The sequence below is a fragment of the Polaromonas sp. genome (assembly GCF_035638815.1).
Lineage (GTDB): Bacteria > Pseudomonadota > Gammaproteobacteria > Burkholderiales > Burkholderiaceae_C > Polaromonas.
In genome coordinates, this window is record NZ_DASQZG010000003.1 from 112,008 (window position 1) to 128,684 (window position 16,677).

A 16,677-nucleotide genomic window follows, 5' to 3' on the forward strand; every position below is an offset into this window, starting at 1 on the left:
CAGCCTTCGCAGTGACTGCCGGCGCTAGAGCGCATCAAGCCCTGGCACGTGCAGGTGGGGGACTCTTAACCAAAACATGCTTTTGCCCATGAAAGACGGGTATGCATAGCTATCAAATCAATAGCGACACCTCATGTAACGGGCTTGCGATTGACAAGGATAATGCCCACAGCCACCAGAAGCAGCGCCGCCAGCAGGCTGGGCGTAACGGCTTCCTTTAGCCACAGCGCGCCAAACAGCAGGGCAAACAGAGGCGTGAGAAAAACAAACACCGAAATTTTGGTGGTCGGGTAATGGCCCAGCATCCACATCCAGGTCAGGTAGCTGGCGAAGGCGCCAACCACGGTCTGCAGCAGTAGCGAGGTGATGGAAAACGGACTGAACGTCCACACCCATTGTTCGCCCAAAGCCATCGACACAAACGGAAGAACCCCTGCACTCACGGCGACCTGATAGAACAACAACTTTTCGGCCGACACCTTGGCGAGTGAAGAGGCGCGTATCACCACCGTGGTCAGCCCCCAGAACATGCCCGCCACCAGGGCCAGCACATCCCCAACCCAGGTGGAGGCCCCGCCAGCGCTGAAGCCCTCGCGCAATGCAAAACCCACGGCCGCAAACGCGCAGGCCAGGCCCACCCATTGAACAACGCGCAGCTTTTCGGACTTCACCCACAGGGGCAGCAGCGCTGCCACCCAGAAGGGTGAGGTGTAGAGAAACACGGTCAGCCGTGAGGCGCTGGTGTGTTGCAGGCCCACATACAGAAAGGCGAACTCAATAGAAAACAATCCTCCCGCCAGCAATCCCGCCCCAAGCGAGCCGTCGGCGGCGAGCAGCTTGATGCCACGCCAGCGGCACCACGCCCACAGCAGCAGAGTGGCACCCGCAAACCGGATGGACGCCTGAAACACCGGCGGCACCTCCGCCAGCGTAGCCTTGACCAGCACCTGCTGAAAACCCCAAAACAGGCAGCAGGCCAGCAACAGCAGGATGGCAACCGTGTCCAGATGATTTTTGCGCGCAGTCATTAATCAGTGGTGGCGTGAGCCCTTGCGCGGCGCCAGGGCATAAGGCGGTTTGCCACGGGCCCCGATCATCAGTGCCGGTACTACGGCCTCGACTTCAGGAACAGATTTGACGGCTTGTTCAAGCTTCAGCGCGTGCTCTGGTGAAGCCACGCAACCCTCCAGAAAAACCCAGCGTCGCTGCACAGTGACCCAGACACTGCTGACCGCAAGCTCAGGCAGCGCCTTGAGTGCAGCCTCCACCTGTGGGGCCAGGGTTTTGTCGTAGCGATAAGCATTGCTGTCCTTGCATTTCCCCGCCAGCCAGCAGCTGGTGCCACGCTCAGCGCGCCAGTGGGCCTGTAGACGTTGCTCCTCAAAGGTCAGCATGGGTCCTTCGGGAGCCGGACATGCGGCGAGGCCTTTAGAGACCTGAAAAAACGGGTCACCGAACCAGTTTTTCTTCTCCAGAGGGTTATGTGACTGGGCCATGGCAGGTAGGGTGACAAGCGCACCGACAAGCAGGAAGAGTCCTTTCATACCGGGCGCGCCGCGTGTGTGTATGGAGCTCTTCCCGGGTTACAGCGGGTGCTCGGTGTAGAACTTGCCGCCGTGAAACAGCAGGGGTGCCGCGCCCTCACGGTGCGAGCAGCGCTCTACCTCGCCGACAAAAATAACGTGGTCACCTTCTTCGTATCGGCTACGGTTAAAACATTCAAATGTGGCGGCAGCGCCCGTCAGCAATGGAGAGCCACTTTTGCCTTCGGTCCATTCGACACCGACCCACCGGCCGTCGCGCCTGGCCGAGAAGCGCTCGGCCAGCTCCTTTTGATCCGCAGCGAGGATGTTGATGGCGTAGTGAGATCCGGTGCTCAGGGCGGGCATGGACCCTGCCGCCTGCGCCAGACTCCACAGAACCAGCGGCGGCTCCAGGGAGACCGAGTTGAAGGAGTTGGCCGTCAAGCCAACCAGCTCTCCTGACGGGTCCCGCGTGGTCACGATGGTCACGCCCGTGGCAAACATGCCAAGCGCGGCCCGGAACTCGCGCTGCGAAAAAGTGGGGCTGCTGGCTTTGTTGAGGCGCGGGGCGGATGACATGGGTGTAATTTACCTGAAGCGCTTTGCACCAGCGGCCCGGGTGCACAAGACCGCACAAACCGGGCCGTAAAATTCCCGCATGCGTACATTTTGTTCAGCTGGATTGATCGCTCTGCTGTTGACCGTGACGCACGCGCAGGCGGCAGGGCCCTGTGACGAATTTGCCCGCAAGCTTCCCAACGTAAAACGGAGCTTGTGTGAAGCAGCGCTGCTGGAGCCCACGACTGCAAGGTCGGTTAAGGGACAGACAATATGGATGCGCGATGTGAAACCGGCCGACGCCCAGCAGCGCGTGCTGGTGGTCGGCGCGATTCACGGCGATGAGTTGTCTTCGGCGTCGGTGGCGCTGCACTGGATTCATCTGGCCGAGCAAACCACGGGCCCGTGGTCACAGGCCATTCACTGGCGCTTCATTCCCGCGCTCAATCCCGACGGCCTGCTGGCCACGCCACCGCGCAGGGTCAATGCAAGCGGCGTGGACCTGAACCGCAATTTCCCCACGCCGCACTGGGATCGCGACGCAAAACTCTACTGGGAAAAGCGCACCGGAAAAGACCCACGCCGCTGGCCGGGCCACAAGCCACTGTCGGAGCCCGAGTCGAAATTTCTGCATGAAGAAATGCAGCGCTTCAAGCCGAACCTGATCGTCAGCATTCACGCGCCCTATGGCGTGCTTGATTTCGATGGGCCGTCGGTGCCGCCATCGCGCTTGGGTCGCCTCTATCTGGACCAGGTCGGCATCTTTCCGGGATCACTCGGAAACTATGGCGGCGTGCACAAAGGTGTGCCCGTGGTCACCATCGAGTTGCCCAATTCCATGCGTACACCTCTGGACGCCGAGATGCGGCAGATGTGGCTGGACCTGTTGCGCTGGACGAGCGAGCGTGTGGGGCCCTCGGTGCCGGAACGCTCGCCGCGGGTGCCCTGAGGCAGACCAAACCCGCCGATGTGCCGGAATTTAAGACAAATTGGCCTCTAGCCCCTTATCTACGGGCGCCAAGCGCTATAAATACAGTAGCAAATGTCGGATGTTGCTGGCGCTCAAGACTTCTTGAGATCGTCGTAGGTCTTGTTCATGGGCGGCCTTTTGTCCGTGTCCTGCAACTTGTTCTTGAGATCAATGCTGGCCTGCTTGATCAAGGGATCCGGGCTTTTGTTCGTCATATCCGTGGCCTGGTCACGCTCATGCGGAAGTTCAAGACTCGCCTCGTCAGATGCATCGCGCGGCGTCACGGGCTGGCCCGCACGCTGACGCCCGTCTACCGGCGTCCTGGATGGCATTCCCTCACTCGTGCCGGGCAGATCTGATTGATGATCCGCTGCAGTGGTGGCTGCGGGTGTTGTGGCGCGGTTGGCTGGATTTGTCATGGAGGTCTTTCAACAATGGGGGCAAACAGTGAGTCTGGTTTGCAGACCCGGGTCAGGCTGTCGGCAGACCTGCCTGCGCACTGTAGGAGGCAAGGTCGCACGGCTAAAAGACGGCCATGGCCTTGGGGGTTGCCCGGTGACGCCTTGGGGCGCAAGGTGTATAACCATGGCGATGCAGCATGCAGTTTTGTTTGCAGGGGGGACCGCTTGCTTGACCTGATCGTCAACAGCATGAGTGAGGGCGTGATTGCGGTCGACGTGGACGGCCGCTTTTTGCTGTTCAACGCCGCTGCAAGAAAGCTCTTTCCGGGGATGGACGATGGGGCCACGCTGGGCTCATGGCGTCAGCAGCACGAGTTGCTGACGCTGGACGGCGCCACGGCGTATGCGAAAGCCGACAGGCCGCTGAGTCGCGCAATCCGCGGCGAGACCATCGCCAACTGGGACTTGCTGCTGCGCATGCCCCATGTCAGCGACCGCGTGTTGCGGGTCAACATACGGCCTTTGTATGGCCCGGGGCAGAAGCTGGTCGGCGGGGTGACGGTATTTACCGATATCACAGAGCGCACCCTTGCCGAAGAATTTGCTAAGGGCCAGGAGGCGGTGCTGGAGCTGATTGCCGGCGGCAAGTCATTGTCCAGCTCGCTGGAGGCCATTGTCCATTTGATAGAAGGGCAGTCTCCCACAAGCCTGTGCTCCATCCTGTTGCTGGACGGGGACCGCCTGCGTCACGGCGCTGCGCCCAGCCTGCCTGAGCGATTTAACAACGCCATTGACGGATTGCAGATTGGCCCTGGCGTGGGTGCTTGCGGCACGGCGGCATTTGAAAAGAGGCCGGTGGTCGTCGAAAACACGGCCACCGATCCCCTGATGCTTGATTTCCGCGAACTGACGCACGGGTTCGGCCTTGCCGCCTGTTGGTCAACGCCTGTGTTGTCGGCTGGAGGAGACGTTCTGGCAACTTTTGCCATCTACCGACGCTTGCCGCACCGACCAGAGCCAAAGGAAGTGGTTTTGATGGACACCGCGGTCCGGCTCGCACGAATTGCGATTGAGCGAATGCGCTCTGAAGAGGCCTTGCTTGGTAGCCAGGCGCGCTTTCAGGAAGTGGTGGAAAACATTGAGGAGGTTTTCTACGATCGCGATTTTGCCAGTGGCCGGTTTTTGTACATCAGCCCCGCCTGCGAGACCGTCTGGCAGCAAAGCGCCGAGAAGTTATATGGTGAACCCGCTGCGTATCTGGAACATATTCATCCAGACGACAGGGAGGCGCAAGAGGCGACACACAAGGCGCTGATCGCCGGCGCGCGATCAGATCTGGAATACCGGATTGTTGATTCGAATGGTGCGTTTCGGTGGGTTCATGATCACTCTTACCCCGTCATGAACCCTGAAGGCGAGGTGGTACGTATTGTTGGTACGGCCCGCGACATCACTGACCGCAAACTGGCTGCTCTGGAGCTCGCGCGCACGAATCGGGCCCTGCAGATGCTAAGCCGATGCAACGCAACGCTGACGCGCATGGATGACGAGGGCGAACTGTTGTTGCAGGTCTGCCGCCTGGCGGTTGATGTGGGTGGCTACCGCATGGCATGGGTCGGGTATGCGCGTGAAGACTTCGAACTTGCCATTGAACCGGTGGCGCATGCCGGTCATGAGGGCGGGTATCTCTCGTCCATCAAGTTGAGTTGGGATGCCGACAAGCCGACCGGTGCCGGCCCGGCCGGACAAGCCATTCGGAGCGGCGTGGTCAAAGTCAGCGAGGACATCACGAAAGGGGCCAACAAGTTCTTCTGGAGCGAAGAAGCCATGCGCCAAGGCTACCGGAGTGCCGTGTTTTTGCCCCTGCGCGATGCCCATCGCACCTTTGGTCTCCTGGGCTTGTATTCAGGCACCATCGAAAAGCTTGGCCCCGATGAAATCAAGTTGTTGCAGGAGTTGGCTGATAACCTGGCGTTTGGCATCGGCAACCTGAGGTCACGCGCTGAGCGAAAGCAGGCTCAAGGAGAAGTTTTACGCCTGAACGCCGAGCTGGAGGATCGGGTGCGGCAGCGCACAGCGCAGCTGGAAGAGGCCAATCGCGAGCTGGAAGCGTTCTCCTATTCGGTATCACATGACCTGCGGACGCCCCTCAGTGCGATTGACGGGTTTAGTGGACTTCTGGACAAGGATTTTGGCGATGGCGTAGCCAGCGCACGTGGGCGGCACTACCTCAACCGGATCCGCGCCGGCGTCGCGCAAATGGGGGAGCTGATTGACGCCCTTTTATCCCTTGCGCAGGTGTCGCGGACCAGTCTGCAATGGGGAAGTGTGGATCTCAGCGCCATGGCACAGACGGTGCTCCAGGGCTACGCTGAGCGCGAGCCCCATCGAAAAGCGGAACTTGCCATCGCGCCCGGCATGGTGGTGGAGGGAGACCGGCGCCTGTTGCTTCAGGTGCTCGACAACCTGCTCGGAAATGCGTGGAAGTTCAGCGAGCAGGGCGCTCACACGCATATTGCGTTTGAGCAGCAGCGTCACCCGGGCGGCGAGACTGTTTACGCCATACGGGATCAGGGTGCGGGCTTTGACATGGCGTACTCGCAAAAGCTTTTCGGGGCCTTTCAGCGGCTTCACACGGTAGCTGAGTTTCCGGGTACTGGCATTGGCCTGGCGACTGTGCACAGAATCATCACGCGTCATGGCGGCAAGGTATGGGCCGAATCCGAGCCCACTCGTGGCTCAACCTTTTACTTCACCCTGGGCAACCGGCCGGATTAATTCGCGGGGCGCAACAGTGTTTCGCGCAGGGAATGCGCTTCTCCGAACTAAAGCCCCGGCCACGCGTGCAAGAACATCGCCTGGCGGTTTCTCCCGAAACGGAAGCGCAGGGGACATACAAGATACAGGCAGGCGGGAGGCGTGACAAACGATTCGGAACAAACCGTTTGTTACCAATCGGTAATAATTTGATCGCTGGGGCTGAAATAAGACCGCAACTTCAGGCGGTCATCCGAAATTGGTAAAATGCGGGCATGACTATCCAATCTCTCAGGGAGCGGCCGCCGGCTGCGGGCGTGTCCAAGGACGGTGCTCCGCCCAAGGCTTCGTTCAAGATGCAGATGCTTGCAGCGCGTGAAGACGCTATTGTCCAGGCCGTCAACCGCCTGCTTGCCGAAAAAGGGTTCGATCTGATGACGGTCGACCAAGTGGCTGCGGAGGTAGGCATCGCCAAGGCCAGCCTGTATAAACATTTTCCCAGCAAAGAAGATTTGGCAGCGGCTGCCATGGTTCGCGTGGTGAGGCGCGCCCAGGCTTTTTTGGCAACGCGTCCCGCCGAAACCCCTGCGCTGGAGCAGCTCAAAGCCATGGTGCGCTGGATGCTTGAACTGCAGCTGGCGGGCGAGATGCCTTCCCTGCCGCACCACAATTCCAGCCTGAGGCTCACCCTCATGGGAAACAAGGCCTACCTGGATGGGTTGATGCAGGTCAGCGACCAGCTTGGCGAGTGGATAGAGCAGGCCCAGAAAGAGGGTGCCCTTAATCCAGCAACACCGCCGCTTCTGGTGTTGTACACGCTGTATGCCCGCGCCTGTGACCCCGTGCTGGAGTTTCTGAAGGCCGGCGAGCAACACAGCGACGAGGAGATGATCGAGTTGATCGTGGGAACCTGTTTTAACGGACTTGGCGCCCGCTAGATGCGCTGATGGCGTTTGGGCGGGGGTGGCTTGCGGCTAAGTCTCGACCGTGATCAGCAAGTCGGGTCGAAATTTTTCCTGCTCTCCTTTTCGCGCATAACCCAGTGGGTTGGCCACTACGCGGCAGCCATTCTTGACATAGTCGCAAGGGCAGTGCAAATGCCCATGAAGCCACAAATCTGCCTGCGGCAAAAACTCATCGTCCAGTGAATTGCAAAACCCGGCGGTCCCGGGCATCAGACCGTAGCGTGGGTCTGAACTAAGCAGGCTGGGCGCGAAGTGAGTAACCACCACCGTAGGGCCCTCGAAGGGCACTGCGAGCGTCCGTCGCAACCAGGCCTGGCTCTTCAAGCCTTCCTCACGTACGGCCTCGGCCAGAATGGGATGGCCTTCCCGAAAAGCATGATTTTTGTTCAGGTAAAAGTTGGCGGCGCGGAAGGCTTTCTCCCGCGCTTTTAGTTGCTCGCCGAGGCTCCAATCGCCCGCGCGGGCCTCACCGGCGCCCAGGGCATCAAAGTCAGTCCACAAGGTGCTGCCCACAAAGCGAACTCCGTTCAGCACCATGGTTTCGCGCTCCAGCCAGCCCAGCCCAAGGCGCGCACAGACCTCCCGTAACCGCATACGGGCCTCGTCGAAATCCTGCCCATCGTATTCATGATTGCCGGGCAGGAAAAGCACGGGAGTGGGCCATGCAGCGCCCCCACGGGATACAGGCAGGGGAGAAAAGCGGCCAAGGCCAAAGTCGGGAATTCCAAGTTCAGTCAGCAGGGACCCGTTTTGGTAAGAACCGATGTCTCCGGCAAGCACCAGCAGGTCTGCTCCCGTAACCGGCCGCGGCTGGTAACGGGGGTTGGATTCCAGGTGGAGATCAGAAAGTAGCTGAATGTTCACCCGCAGATTGTGCAGGAGGCTGGCGCAACGTCTCCGGCAGCCTTGTCGATGCCCGGGCTGCCAGAGAGTCATGCATCTTGCGCATGGGAATCGGGCCGCGTTAGGCTTGCAAGACTAGGGAAAACCCTTACATTCAATACATCACAACTTTTCGCCTGTGAGGCGACTTCAAAAATGTTCCATCTCATCTCCCGCATAGCCCGCCTGTTTGCCCGTCGGCATGGAGCAAATTCCGGCGTCGCGCGCCAGTTGATGGAGCGCGCCGAGTCGCGTGCAGGCCGTAACCCGCTGCAGGCCCGCCAACTGCGTCGCGCTGCTTACGCTTATTTGAGCGTCGTCCGCTAGAGCGGGTCTAAAAAGCTACTGCGCGAACGCTTTGGTTGCTGCGCGCAGCACCGCGTCGCGCAACCAGATGTGGGCGCTGCGCATTTGCGAGCGACGGTGCCATACCGCGTCCACGTGGACCGTCGACACTTCGAAGGGAAGAGGTCGCAGCACCAGCTCTTCAGCCATACCCGTCACGCGAACAAAATGGCGCGGCAACACGGTCAGAAGGTTGGATGTGGCAACCACACGCCCAGCCGTAAAAAACTGGTTAACGGTCAACACCACCTGGCGTTTGCGCCCCAGCGAAGCCAGCGACTCGTCAACAAAACCATAGGGACGCCCGGAAAAACTAACAAGCATGTGGCGGGCTGCGCAAAAGCGGTTCAGGGTCATGGGGCCCTTGGCGAGTGGATGGTTCTTTCTCATCACGCACACATACTCGCCGTCATAAAGCCGCTGGTGCAAAAACGGGGGCAGTTCTCCGCTTTGCGCGTTGACCGCCAAATCGGCGAGCACCGAGGGGAAATACCCCACGGCCAGATCGCAGCTTTCATCGTCGAGCAGACGCCTGGGGTCTCTCGTGCTCAAAGGCACCACCCGCATGGCCACCCCGGGGGCCTCGCGTTCCAGCGTTTCAACCAGCCCGGGCATCAATTCGGCGGCCGTCGCATCGGCCATGGCAAGCACAAACGTGCTGGTGGCCGTGGCGGGTGCAAACTCATTGGGGGTCAGCGACTGTTGCAATTGCTGCAGGGCTTCGCGCACCGCTGGCCAGATGGTCAGCGCGCGGGGCGTGGGAGCCATGCCCTGACCGCTGCGCTGCAGCAGCTCATCTCCCAGCGTCTCCCGCAAGCGCCGCATCGCGTTGCTGACGGCCGGCTGGGTCAAGGACAGATTACGCGCAGCGCGCGTAAGGCTTCGCTCCGCCATCACCTCATCAAACACCCGGAGGAGGTTCAGGTCGAGCGTGCGGAAATTGGGTTGGGTCACCGGGATTACAGAGTTTGATTAATCACTGTCATGAATGACTATCATCATAAACATAAAGTTGAACAAAGTTAGTATTAACCCTAATATTCTCCTGTGCCCAATCAATACCGGTGGCGGCACTCATCAGGGGATCCTTCATGACAAGCTTCGTCAATATCAACTACTCCACGCAACACGTTGGCGCAGCCCGCGTTGAGTCGGCTATTGATGCCGTCAAACTGGCGCGACGCGGTGTCTCCGGTTCACGCGGATTGGCCCTGCTTCTGCTGTCGGCCATCGTGGCTTCGGCCATGGTCGTCGCCGACCAGGTCATGGACAGCGTCGCAGAAGGACATTTGCTGGTCGTCTGGATGGGGTTGTGGGCTGTGGCGTTTGCCGCGACGGCACTGTTCGCTGGTGCAGCACGTCAGCTGGCGCGGCGCTTCGTCGCATCGCTCGATGCGTGGTCACGAAACATGGCGCAGGCGCGGGCCGATGCGCGTCTCTGGGAAACTGCGCAGAGCGACCCCCGCGTCATGGCTGATTTGCGCGCAGCCATGGTGGGTAACGAAGCCAGGGCAGAGCTAACCATCCCTGCCATGAGGCCAGTCGGTCGCCAGGACAAGGTTGCAACCATGCAGCCGGCAGACCGTCCTTTGCCAGCCTATCACCGTTATTACATCTAAGGGCTCAGCAACAAGCTGCAGTCTGGTGCGGCAGGCCACATGCGAAAAGCCACCCAAAAGGGTGGCTTTTTTTATGGCCAATTGCCTCTGTGGGCAACCGTCAAGGTTGCCGGCCCTTAAGCCGCGAGGCGCGTCTCAAGCGCGGCCTTGGTTGCGCCAAGTTCTTCAGGCAGATGGTGTTTCAGTTGCTCGAACAAGGCAGTGTGCAACGCCAGCTCTTCAGCCCATGAAGCCTTGTCAATGCTGGTTACTTTATCGAATTGTTCGGCGCTAAAGCTCAGACCGGTCCAGTTCAAGTCGGCATAGTCAGGACTCACACCAATCAGGTGCTCTTTCCCCTGACTGATGTGCGCGCTACCTTCCAGGCGGTCGATCATCCATTTCAACACGCGCATGTTTTCCCCATAACCTGGCCAGACAAACTTTCCGTCATCTCCTTTACGGAACCAGTTGGTGGTGTAAATTTTGGGAAGCTTGGCGCCGGTGGCTTCGAGCTTTTTGCCCACGTTCAGCCAGTGCTGGAAGTAGTCGCTCATGTTGTAGCCAATGAACGGTAGCATTGCAAACGGGTCGCGACGCACAATGCCCGCCTGGCCTGTGGCAGCTGCAGTTGTCTCCGAGCCCATGGTCGCCGCCATGTAGACGCCCTCAACCCAATTGCGGGCTTCGGTCACCAGCGGAACGGTGCTTGAACGGCGCCCACCAAAAATGAAGGCGTCAATCACCACACCTTTGGGATCGTCCCACGCACTGTCCAGCGCCGGGTTGTTGATCGCCGCCACTGTGAAGCGGGCGTTGGGGTGGGCGGCCTTGGCGCCGGTGTCCTTGGCGATTTGCGGCGTCCAGTCTTTACCCTGCCAATCGATCAGGTGAGCAGGCAGGCTGCCGCTGTCCTTTTCCATGCCTTCCCACCACACGTCGCCGTCGTCAGTGAGCGCCACGTTGGTGAAGATCACGTTCTTGTCCAAGCTCGCCATGCAGTTCGGGTTGGTGTGGAAGTTGGTGCCCGGGGCCACGCCAAAATAGCCAGCTTCAGGATTGATGGCGTAGAGCTTCCCGTCGGCTGACGGCTTGATCCAGGCAATGTCATCGCCAATGGTTGTGACCTTCCAGCCTTCAAAACCCGCCGGCGGAACCAGCATGGAGAAATTGGTTTTGCCGCAGGCCGAAGGAAAGGCTGCTGCCACATGGTATTTCTTGCCATGGGGATTCGTCACGCCAAGAATCAGCATGTGCTCGGCCAACCAGCCTTCGTCCCGTCCCATGTTGGAAGCGATGCGAAGCGCGAAACATTTTTTGCCGAGCAAGGCGTTGCCCCCGTAGCCTGAGCCATAAGACCAGATCTCGCGCGTTTCGGGGTAGTGCACGATGTATTTGGTACTGTTGCAAGGCCACTTGACGTCCTTCTGGCCTTCAGCCAGCGGGGCGCCGACGGTGTGGACGCAAGGTACAAATTCGCCGTTGACTCCCAATACGTCAAAAACCGCCTTGCCCATACGCGTCATGATTTTCATGTTGACGGCGACATAGGGGCTGTCTGACAACTCAATGCCGATGTGCGCAATCGGCGAGCCGAGCGGGCCCATGCTGAAAGGCACCACATACATGGTCCGGCCCTTCATACAGCCATCAAACAGCGGCTGTAGCGTGGCGCGCATTTCCTCAGGTGCCATCCAGTTGTTGGTGGGGCCGGCGTCTTCCTTGTTGGCCGAGCAAATATAGGTGCGGTCTTCCACACGCGCCACATCGCTGGGGTCACTGTGAGCCAGAAAGCTGTTGGGCCGTTTGGTTTCGTTGAGCTTTTTGAAGGTGCCGGCGTCTACCAGCTGCTGGCACAGGCGCTGATACTCGGCCTCGCTACCGTCGCACCAATAAATAATGTCAGGTTTGCACAGTGCCGCCATGTCGGCAACCCAGGCGATCAGCCTGGCATTTTTGACATAGCTGGGGGCATCAAAGGCTAGCCCTTGCATGGCGGGGTGGTTCATCGAAAAGCTCCAAAGTTAAAAAGCGTGATTTCGATAAACGTCGGATGGCAGTCAGCGCCGTGCGGCAGGGGCTGTGGCATCGATACATCTGTCGAAATGACGCTGATTGCGATGCGGTGTCCGGTTGCGATGGGCCAGAAACAGGGTAGAAACCGCCATAAAACCAATGCCTGTCGGTGGGCGGGGCTGCAGCTGGATGTGCTGCGGCGCAGCGCCAGAAAAAACGAGGGATAAATTGTTCTTTCGGCGTCCACGAGTCGACCGGAAAAGTCATTTTAAGAAGTTCGCCGTCGGTTACAGGCGAGTTACAGGCAAATCTCATGCATAAACAGCATAGGGTTATGCGCAGTCAGTTCGGGGGTTCAAGGGCGCAAGGGTTCAGGCAGTGATGACAGGGGGATGTGCAGCGATAGTGAGTTTTCGGCTGGCTGGTTGGGTGTGCTGTTTACGCAGCTCCATAGCTTGCCTGCCGAGCTGTTCTTTTGGCCGATGCCGGGCTTCCGCTGGAACGGGCGCGGTTAAGGCCACAGGTTGCTTGGCGTCGCTGCGGTTGTGCTCGCTTGCTGCGGCTAAGGCTAAGGACGGTGTTTGTCGTCGGCCGTGCGCGGCCCTGTAGACGTACTGAGAATGCTGCGCGTCTTCCTTCGGAGCGGCGTCCGTATACCGCTAACAGTCGGGGTTAACTGCCTCCCGGCGAATTGCTTTCGCCCGGTGTCGAGTTACTGCCGGGCGAAGACGGCAACCGCGCCCGCCGCGTTGGGCTTGCTGGTGTTCAGTTGGGTGTTGGTGACCGTTACGGCAGAGATGAAACCCTGCGCGGAGGCGCCGGTAAAAATCCCGTTTACCGTGCCAGTGGTGGTTCCTACGCAGCCGCTGGTGCAAGTGGCACCTGTCCACACCTGGGCGCCAGGGTTCATGGAAAAGGTGGCATAGGCCGGCAACACATACACCGTCGGCGTAGACTGCTGGGCATTGGTGCCAAAGCTCAACGTGAGGTTCGCCATCGGTTTGATCTGCCGGGCGCCAAAATCCATCAACAGGGCGTTGCCGCCGGAAAAGTTGCCGACCCGGCCAAAGTTGTCAGTGGGTACCGTGCCGCCCACGTAGTTGTACTGGGCCGTGCCGGAACCGGGCAAAGCCACTGTGGGAGAGTCACCGAAAGCGACGTGGTTGCCCAGCCGTGAAGCGTCGCTTGAACGAGGGGGAGAGTAGCCCCAGTACGCTGCCGCAGCGGCGCTGCTGCCGACCAGGGTGAACAACGGATCTGACGGCGCAGGGGCGGTGGCGGCCCTGAGCTCGGCCGCCAGGCTTGCCGCGTCGGTAAACAGCTTGGGAATATTGGAATCGGTGATTTCCAGCTTGAGCTCCGCCAGGGTGAAGCTTTGTGCGTTGGTCTTTATGCAGGCGAAGGAACACGAGAAGTTCGAATTGGGATCGATCTCTATGACTGAGATCCTGGCATTCGTCGCGTTGCTCGCAATGGCGGGCTGTTCTGCCGCTACGACCAAGGTCAGCGGCGCGGTCAGCTGGGTCGTGGGCGCCGCCAGCACCGTTAGCTGCGGGGAGGTCGAGGTCTGGGTGCCCGAATTACTCTCAGCCGCGGTTTCCCCGCCTGCCGCCGTGCCGCTGGAGCCGGTTGCCGGGGCAGCCGCTGCGCTACGCCCGCGTGCGCCCGAGCTGCGGTCGTTCAATATGGCGGGTGGCGCGAGCAGGCGCACCGGCGCGGAGTCTGCGCTGGGCACATGAAAATAATCTTGCTGACCAAACTCTTGCTGGCCGCTGCTGTTGGAGACCGTGACGCGCCCATCCGTCACCCCGCCGAAAGTGCCATTTGGGACTGGGGTGCCGTCGGCATTGCGGCAGTCGTTGCTGCAAGACACCACGGTGAAGTGGGTACCGCGTATGCCAATGGTCGAAGTAGCGGTGCGGACCATGTAGTTTTTCTGGTTGGCTTTGCCTATCAGGCCGGTGATGGTGCGCATGCCGCCTTTGAGTAAACCCATGACAGAACGGTCTTGCTCGGCGTTATTGTCAAAGCGATAGTCTTCGATCCGGAACTGGCTGTTGGCCCGCAGAGCGACCACTGACTCGTCGGTAAAGCGAACCTGCAAGGCGCTGCGCTCTCCGACGGCAAGCACATCGCCACTTTCCACCATGGCACCCGCCCGCAGCGGCAACTGTTGCCCGGCGCGCGACAAGGTGGCGTCGCCGGCCAGCGCCAGAACCCGGCCCGCAGGCTGAGCCTGGGCAGCGCTCAGGCTGAGGAGCGTCAGCAAAACAAGCGGCAGGCCGGTTTTCATGGGGTTTCCCTTCATTTAAAGTCGTAGCGCAGCTTCAGCGCCAACGATGGGCGGGTGAAGTCAAAGAACCCGATGTTGGCCTGCTGCTCGACATGCTGGTATTCGCCGCGCAACGTCCAGTTTCGGTCGAAGGCATAAGCGGCTGAAAGATCAAGCGAGTAATACTGGTCGCGCCGCGCCGGGATGCCAACTGCAAAGTCACTGGCATAGCGACTACCTTGGTAGCTCAGACCACTGCCGATCGTCCATTTTGGTAAAGGTTGCGCCGTGACCGCAAGCCTGACACCCCAAAGATCGCGTGACAGGTCGGGCCGGTGTTTGCGGTTTCTTTCGCTGCCAGCATTCACGCTGGTCGTAAAAACCGGGTTCCAGGGGTGCGCCAAAGTATGGGTCCAGGCGGCGGACACGCTGGTCAAGCTGCTGTCCCGGATGTCGGCGCCGGAGCTTACGGCGGAGGTTTTGTTGATGTCCAGAAAGGTAATGATGTTCTGGTAGCGTTGCTGTGAATGTTGCATCGTCAGTGCGAAGCGGTTGTTCTGGTCGTTCTGGTATTGCCACTCACCCACCAGAGTGTTGATTGACAGGTACTTCTGGTTGTCCACCTCAAGTTTGAGCCAATCGACACCCAGCCGGTACAAGCTGCGGCCCGCGAGCATCGAAACACCACCGTGCAGGGCAAATAGCTGTTGATCGAACACGTCGTTCTGTTTACGGCTATGGGTGCGTGCCATCAGCATGGCGCCGCCGTACAGGGAAAGGCCAGGCGCAAAGGGATACGCCCCCTGCACCCCAGCCAGCAAGTTGTTGAACGAGTCGGCCTGGCGCTCGGACGACTGTCCAGGCGCAACGATAAACCCCAGCGGCAGGCCGGCCACCTGGCCGCTGCGAATGCCGCTGTTGATGTTGGTGTCGTGACCGGTGCCCAATTCCACAAAGGCGCTGGACGTGGGCTTGTAACGCGATTCACGGGCGCGGATCGCATCGAGAAACTGGTTGATGTTGTCCAGCTCTGCGCCAGAAGCCCCTGGAGTCAGGCTGGAAAATTCTTCCCGCGAACGCTGGTCTTCACCCAGTATGAAATACCCGCGTGCCAGTTGAAACTGTGCAGATCGATTTTCAGGAAACTGCAGCACGTAGCGCTCAAGCGCCAACACCCCTTCTCCCGGAACGCCTGCATTGAGAGCAGCGATACCGAAGTAAAAATCAAACAGGGGCGTTCCCAGCGAATCGGGCGCGGCTTTTCCTGCCTCGTAGGCTTGCCGGTCTTTTCCTTGTTCCAGCAAGGCCTTGACCTCATCGGCAGGCGCTGCCGTCGCCAGCGTGCAAGCCAGCCACAGCAGTGAACCCCATACGCCAGCTTTCAGCATTGCGAATCCTTACCCGTCCGTGGACTGATGAGGAAATAGGCTAGCATGCCCTCCGACATTTGTAACCAAAAGAATCGGTTTGCCCGCGAGAGGCCCCGAAATTGTTGCTTTCCGGCTGCGAGCAGGGAGGTGTGGGCCCAGGCACGCTGGTACGTGTCATCTAGAATTCAGAGTTGCAGGTCTTGTTGAATCTGCCGGTCTTTCCCACATCCAAAGTTCCCATGCCTCTTGACCCCTCCGCCTTGCCGCAGCCCAGCCAGGCTTTGCCACCGGGACTGGATGCGATTTTTGTCATTCATGCCACTCCTTATGTCGAAAGGCGGGAGTTTATTGAGGCGCAGATGCAGGCTCTGGACCTGCCCTTTGAGTTTGTGCTCGACTTCGACATTCCCGCCATTCCCGAAGCCCTGCGGCAGCGGCTGTTCAGGGGAAACGGACTTTCGCCCGCGCAGCAATCGTGTGCCCTGAAACACTGGCAAGCCCATCACTTGATGGGCCAAAGAAACATAGCGCGCGCGCTGATTCTGGAAGACGACGTGATTCTTTCAAAGGCTTTTTTGCCGGCGCTCAGCGGCCTGATGCAGGAGGAGATCGCGCTGGGCGATCCGCACGTCACTTTTCTGGGCTGCGGCGGACACTACTACGTGCCGCATGAGCAGATCCGGCCGGGACAATGGCTTTATCCGCGCAATCAGGGCAAGTTTGCCGACTCCTACATCCTTTCGCTGGCGACGGCAAAAAGGCGATTGGACTGGATTGATGCTAACGGCATCACGCTGCCGATAGACCATACCTTTGAACACATCGATCGCACCCTGGCTACACCCATGTTCTGGCTGGAGCCGCCTGTAGTGGAGCAAGGCAGTCACAACGGAATGTTCCCGTCGGCGCTGGACAAGTCGCATCCCCTGTGGTTTCAAGCGCTGCAGTTTCGCTGGAAGAAACTCTGGCGGAGGCGGCTGCATAGGTAGGCGCGCCGACCATTAACCCGGAGCTATTTAT

At 59.7% G+C, this 16,677-nt stretch carries 15 protein-coding genes; 6 read left to right on the plus strand and 9 right to left on the minus strand.

Going from position 1 to position 16,677, the window contains the following annotated elements:
• Positions 1–131: 131 nt before the first annotated feature.
• Genes VE934_RS01345 through VE934_RS01355 form a run of 3 tightly spaced genes read right to left on the minus strand, consistent with a single transcriptional unit; the run spans position 132 to position 2,102 of the window.
• Positions 132–1,028 (minus strand): DMT family transporter, encoded by an 897-nt coding sequence (locus tag VE934_RS01345; RefSeq protein ID WP_324883554.1) that lies wholly within the window; start codon positions 1,026–1,028, stop codon positions 132–134.
• A gap of 3 nt (positions 1,029–1,031) precedes the next feature.
• Positions 1,032–1,544: a BON domain-containing protein gene (locus VE934_RS01350; protein WP_324883556.1), complete on the minus strand. Its 513-nt coding sequence runs from the start codon at positions 1,542–1,544 to the stop codon at positions 1,032–1,034.
• A 39-nt stretch (positions 1,545–1,583) separates the two neighbouring features.
• Positions 1,584–2,102: a flavin reductase family protein gene (locus tag VE934_RS01355; RefSeq protein WP_324883558.1), complete on the minus strand. Its 519-nt coding sequence runs from the start codon at positions 2,100–2,102 to the stop codon at positions 1,584–1,586.
• Between the two features lie 79 nt (positions 2,103–2,181).
• On the opposite strand from VE934_RS01355, the gene VE934_RS01360 reads away from it, so the two are divergent.
• Positions 2,182–3,030 (plus strand): M14 family zinc carboxypeptidase, encoded by an 849-nt coding sequence (locus VE934_RS01360; protein ID WP_324883560.1) that lies wholly within the window; start codon positions 2,182–2,184, stop codon positions 3,028–3,030.
• Between the two features lie 113 nt (positions 3,031–3,143).
• On the opposite strand, the gene VE934_RS01365 is transcribed toward VE934_RS01360, so the two are convergent.
• Entirely contained in the window at positions 3,144–3,470 is a 327-nt protein-coding gene (locus tag VE934_RS01365; RefSeq protein ID WP_324883562.1) for a hypothetical protein, read from the minus strand.
• A 207-nt stretch (positions 3,471–3,677) separates the two neighbouring features.
• On the opposite strand from VE934_RS01365, the gene VE934_RS01370 reads away from it, so the two are divergent.
• Positions 3,678–6,230: a GAF domain-containing protein gene (locus VE934_RS01370; RefSeq protein ID WP_324883563.1), complete on the plus strand. Its 2,553-nt coding sequence runs from the start codon at positions 3,678–3,680 to the stop codon at positions 6,228–6,230.
• A gap of 335 nt (positions 6,231–6,565) precedes the next feature.
• A complete protein-coding gene (locus VE934_RS01375; protein ID WP_324883696.1) occupies positions 6,566–7,147 on the plus strand; it encodes a helix-turn-helix domain-containing protein in 582 nt (193 codons plus the stop codon).
• Positions 7,148–7,183: 36 nt separating this feature from the next.
• Here VE934_RS01375 and VE934_RS01380 read toward each other — a convergent pair whose 3' ends face one another.
• Positions 7,184–8,038, minus strand: coding sequence for a metallophosphoesterase (locus tag VE934_RS01380; RefSeq protein WP_324883566.1), 855 nt, complete (start codon positions 8,036–8,038; stop codon positions 7,184–7,186).
• Positions 8,039–8,212: 174 nt separating this feature from the next.
• Here VE934_RS01380 and VE934_RS01385 point away from each other — a divergent pair, with 174 nt between their 5' ends.
• On the plus strand, positions 8,213–8,383 hold the full coding sequence (locus VE934_RS01385) for a hypothetical protein (protein ID WP_324883568.1): 171 nt from the start codon (positions 8,213–8,215) through the stop codon (positions 8,381–8,383).
• A gap of 15 nt (positions 8,384–8,398) precedes the next feature.
• Here VE934_RS01385 and VE934_RS01390 read toward each other — a convergent pair whose 3' ends face one another.
• Positions 8,399–9,355, minus strand: coding sequence for a LysR family transcriptional regulator (locus tag VE934_RS01390; RefSeq protein ID WP_324883570.1), 957 nt, complete (start codon positions 9,353–9,355; stop codon positions 8,399–8,401).
• Between the two features lie 137 nt (positions 9,356–9,492).
• Between VE934_RS01390 and VE934_RS01395 the strand changes: the two genes are divergently transcribed.
• Complete coding sequence (locus VE934_RS01395) at positions 9,493–10,020, plus strand: hypothetical protein (RefSeq protein WP_324883572.1); 528 nt, start codon at positions 9,493–9,495, stop codon at positions 10,018–10,020.
• Between the two features lie 116 nt (positions 10,021–10,136).
• Here VE934_RS01395 and VE934_RS01400 read toward each other — a convergent pair whose 3' ends face one another.
• The 3 genes from VE934_RS01400 to VE934_RS01410 all read right to left on the minus strand — a co-directional run bounded on the left by VE934_RS01400 (position 10,137) and on the right by VE934_RS01410 (position 15,675).
• Positions 10,137–12,008 carry a phosphoenolpyruvate carboxykinase (GTP) gene (locus tag VE934_RS01400; protein ID WP_324883574.1) on the minus strand — a complete coding sequence of 624 codons (1,872 nt, stop codon included), beginning with the start codon at positions 12,006–12,008 and terminating at the stop codon, positions 10,137–10,139.
• Positions 12,009–12,727: 719 nt separating this feature from the next.
• The gene (locus VE934_RS01405; RefSeq protein ID WP_324883576.1) at positions 12,728–14,308 is read right to left on the minus strand and encodes a FecR family protein; all 1,581 of its coding nucleotides are present in this window, start codon (positions 14,306–14,308) and stop codon (positions 12,728–12,730) included.
• Between the two features lie 11 nt (positions 14,309–14,319).
• Positions 14,320–15,675, minus strand: a complete 1,356-nt coding sequence (locus tag VE934_RS01410; RefSeq protein ID WP_324883578.1) for a hypothetical protein — start codon at positions 15,673–15,675, stop codon at positions 14,320–14,322.
• A 221-nt stretch (positions 15,676–15,896) separates the two neighbouring features.
• On the opposite strand from VE934_RS01410, the gene VE934_RS01415 reads away from it, so the two are divergent.
• Positions 15,897–16,646: a glycosyltransferase family 25 protein gene (locus VE934_RS01415; protein WP_324883580.1), complete on the plus strand. Its 750-nt coding sequence runs from the start codon at positions 15,897–15,899 to the stop codon at positions 16,644–16,646.
• Positions 16,647–16,677: the final 31 nt, after the last annotated feature.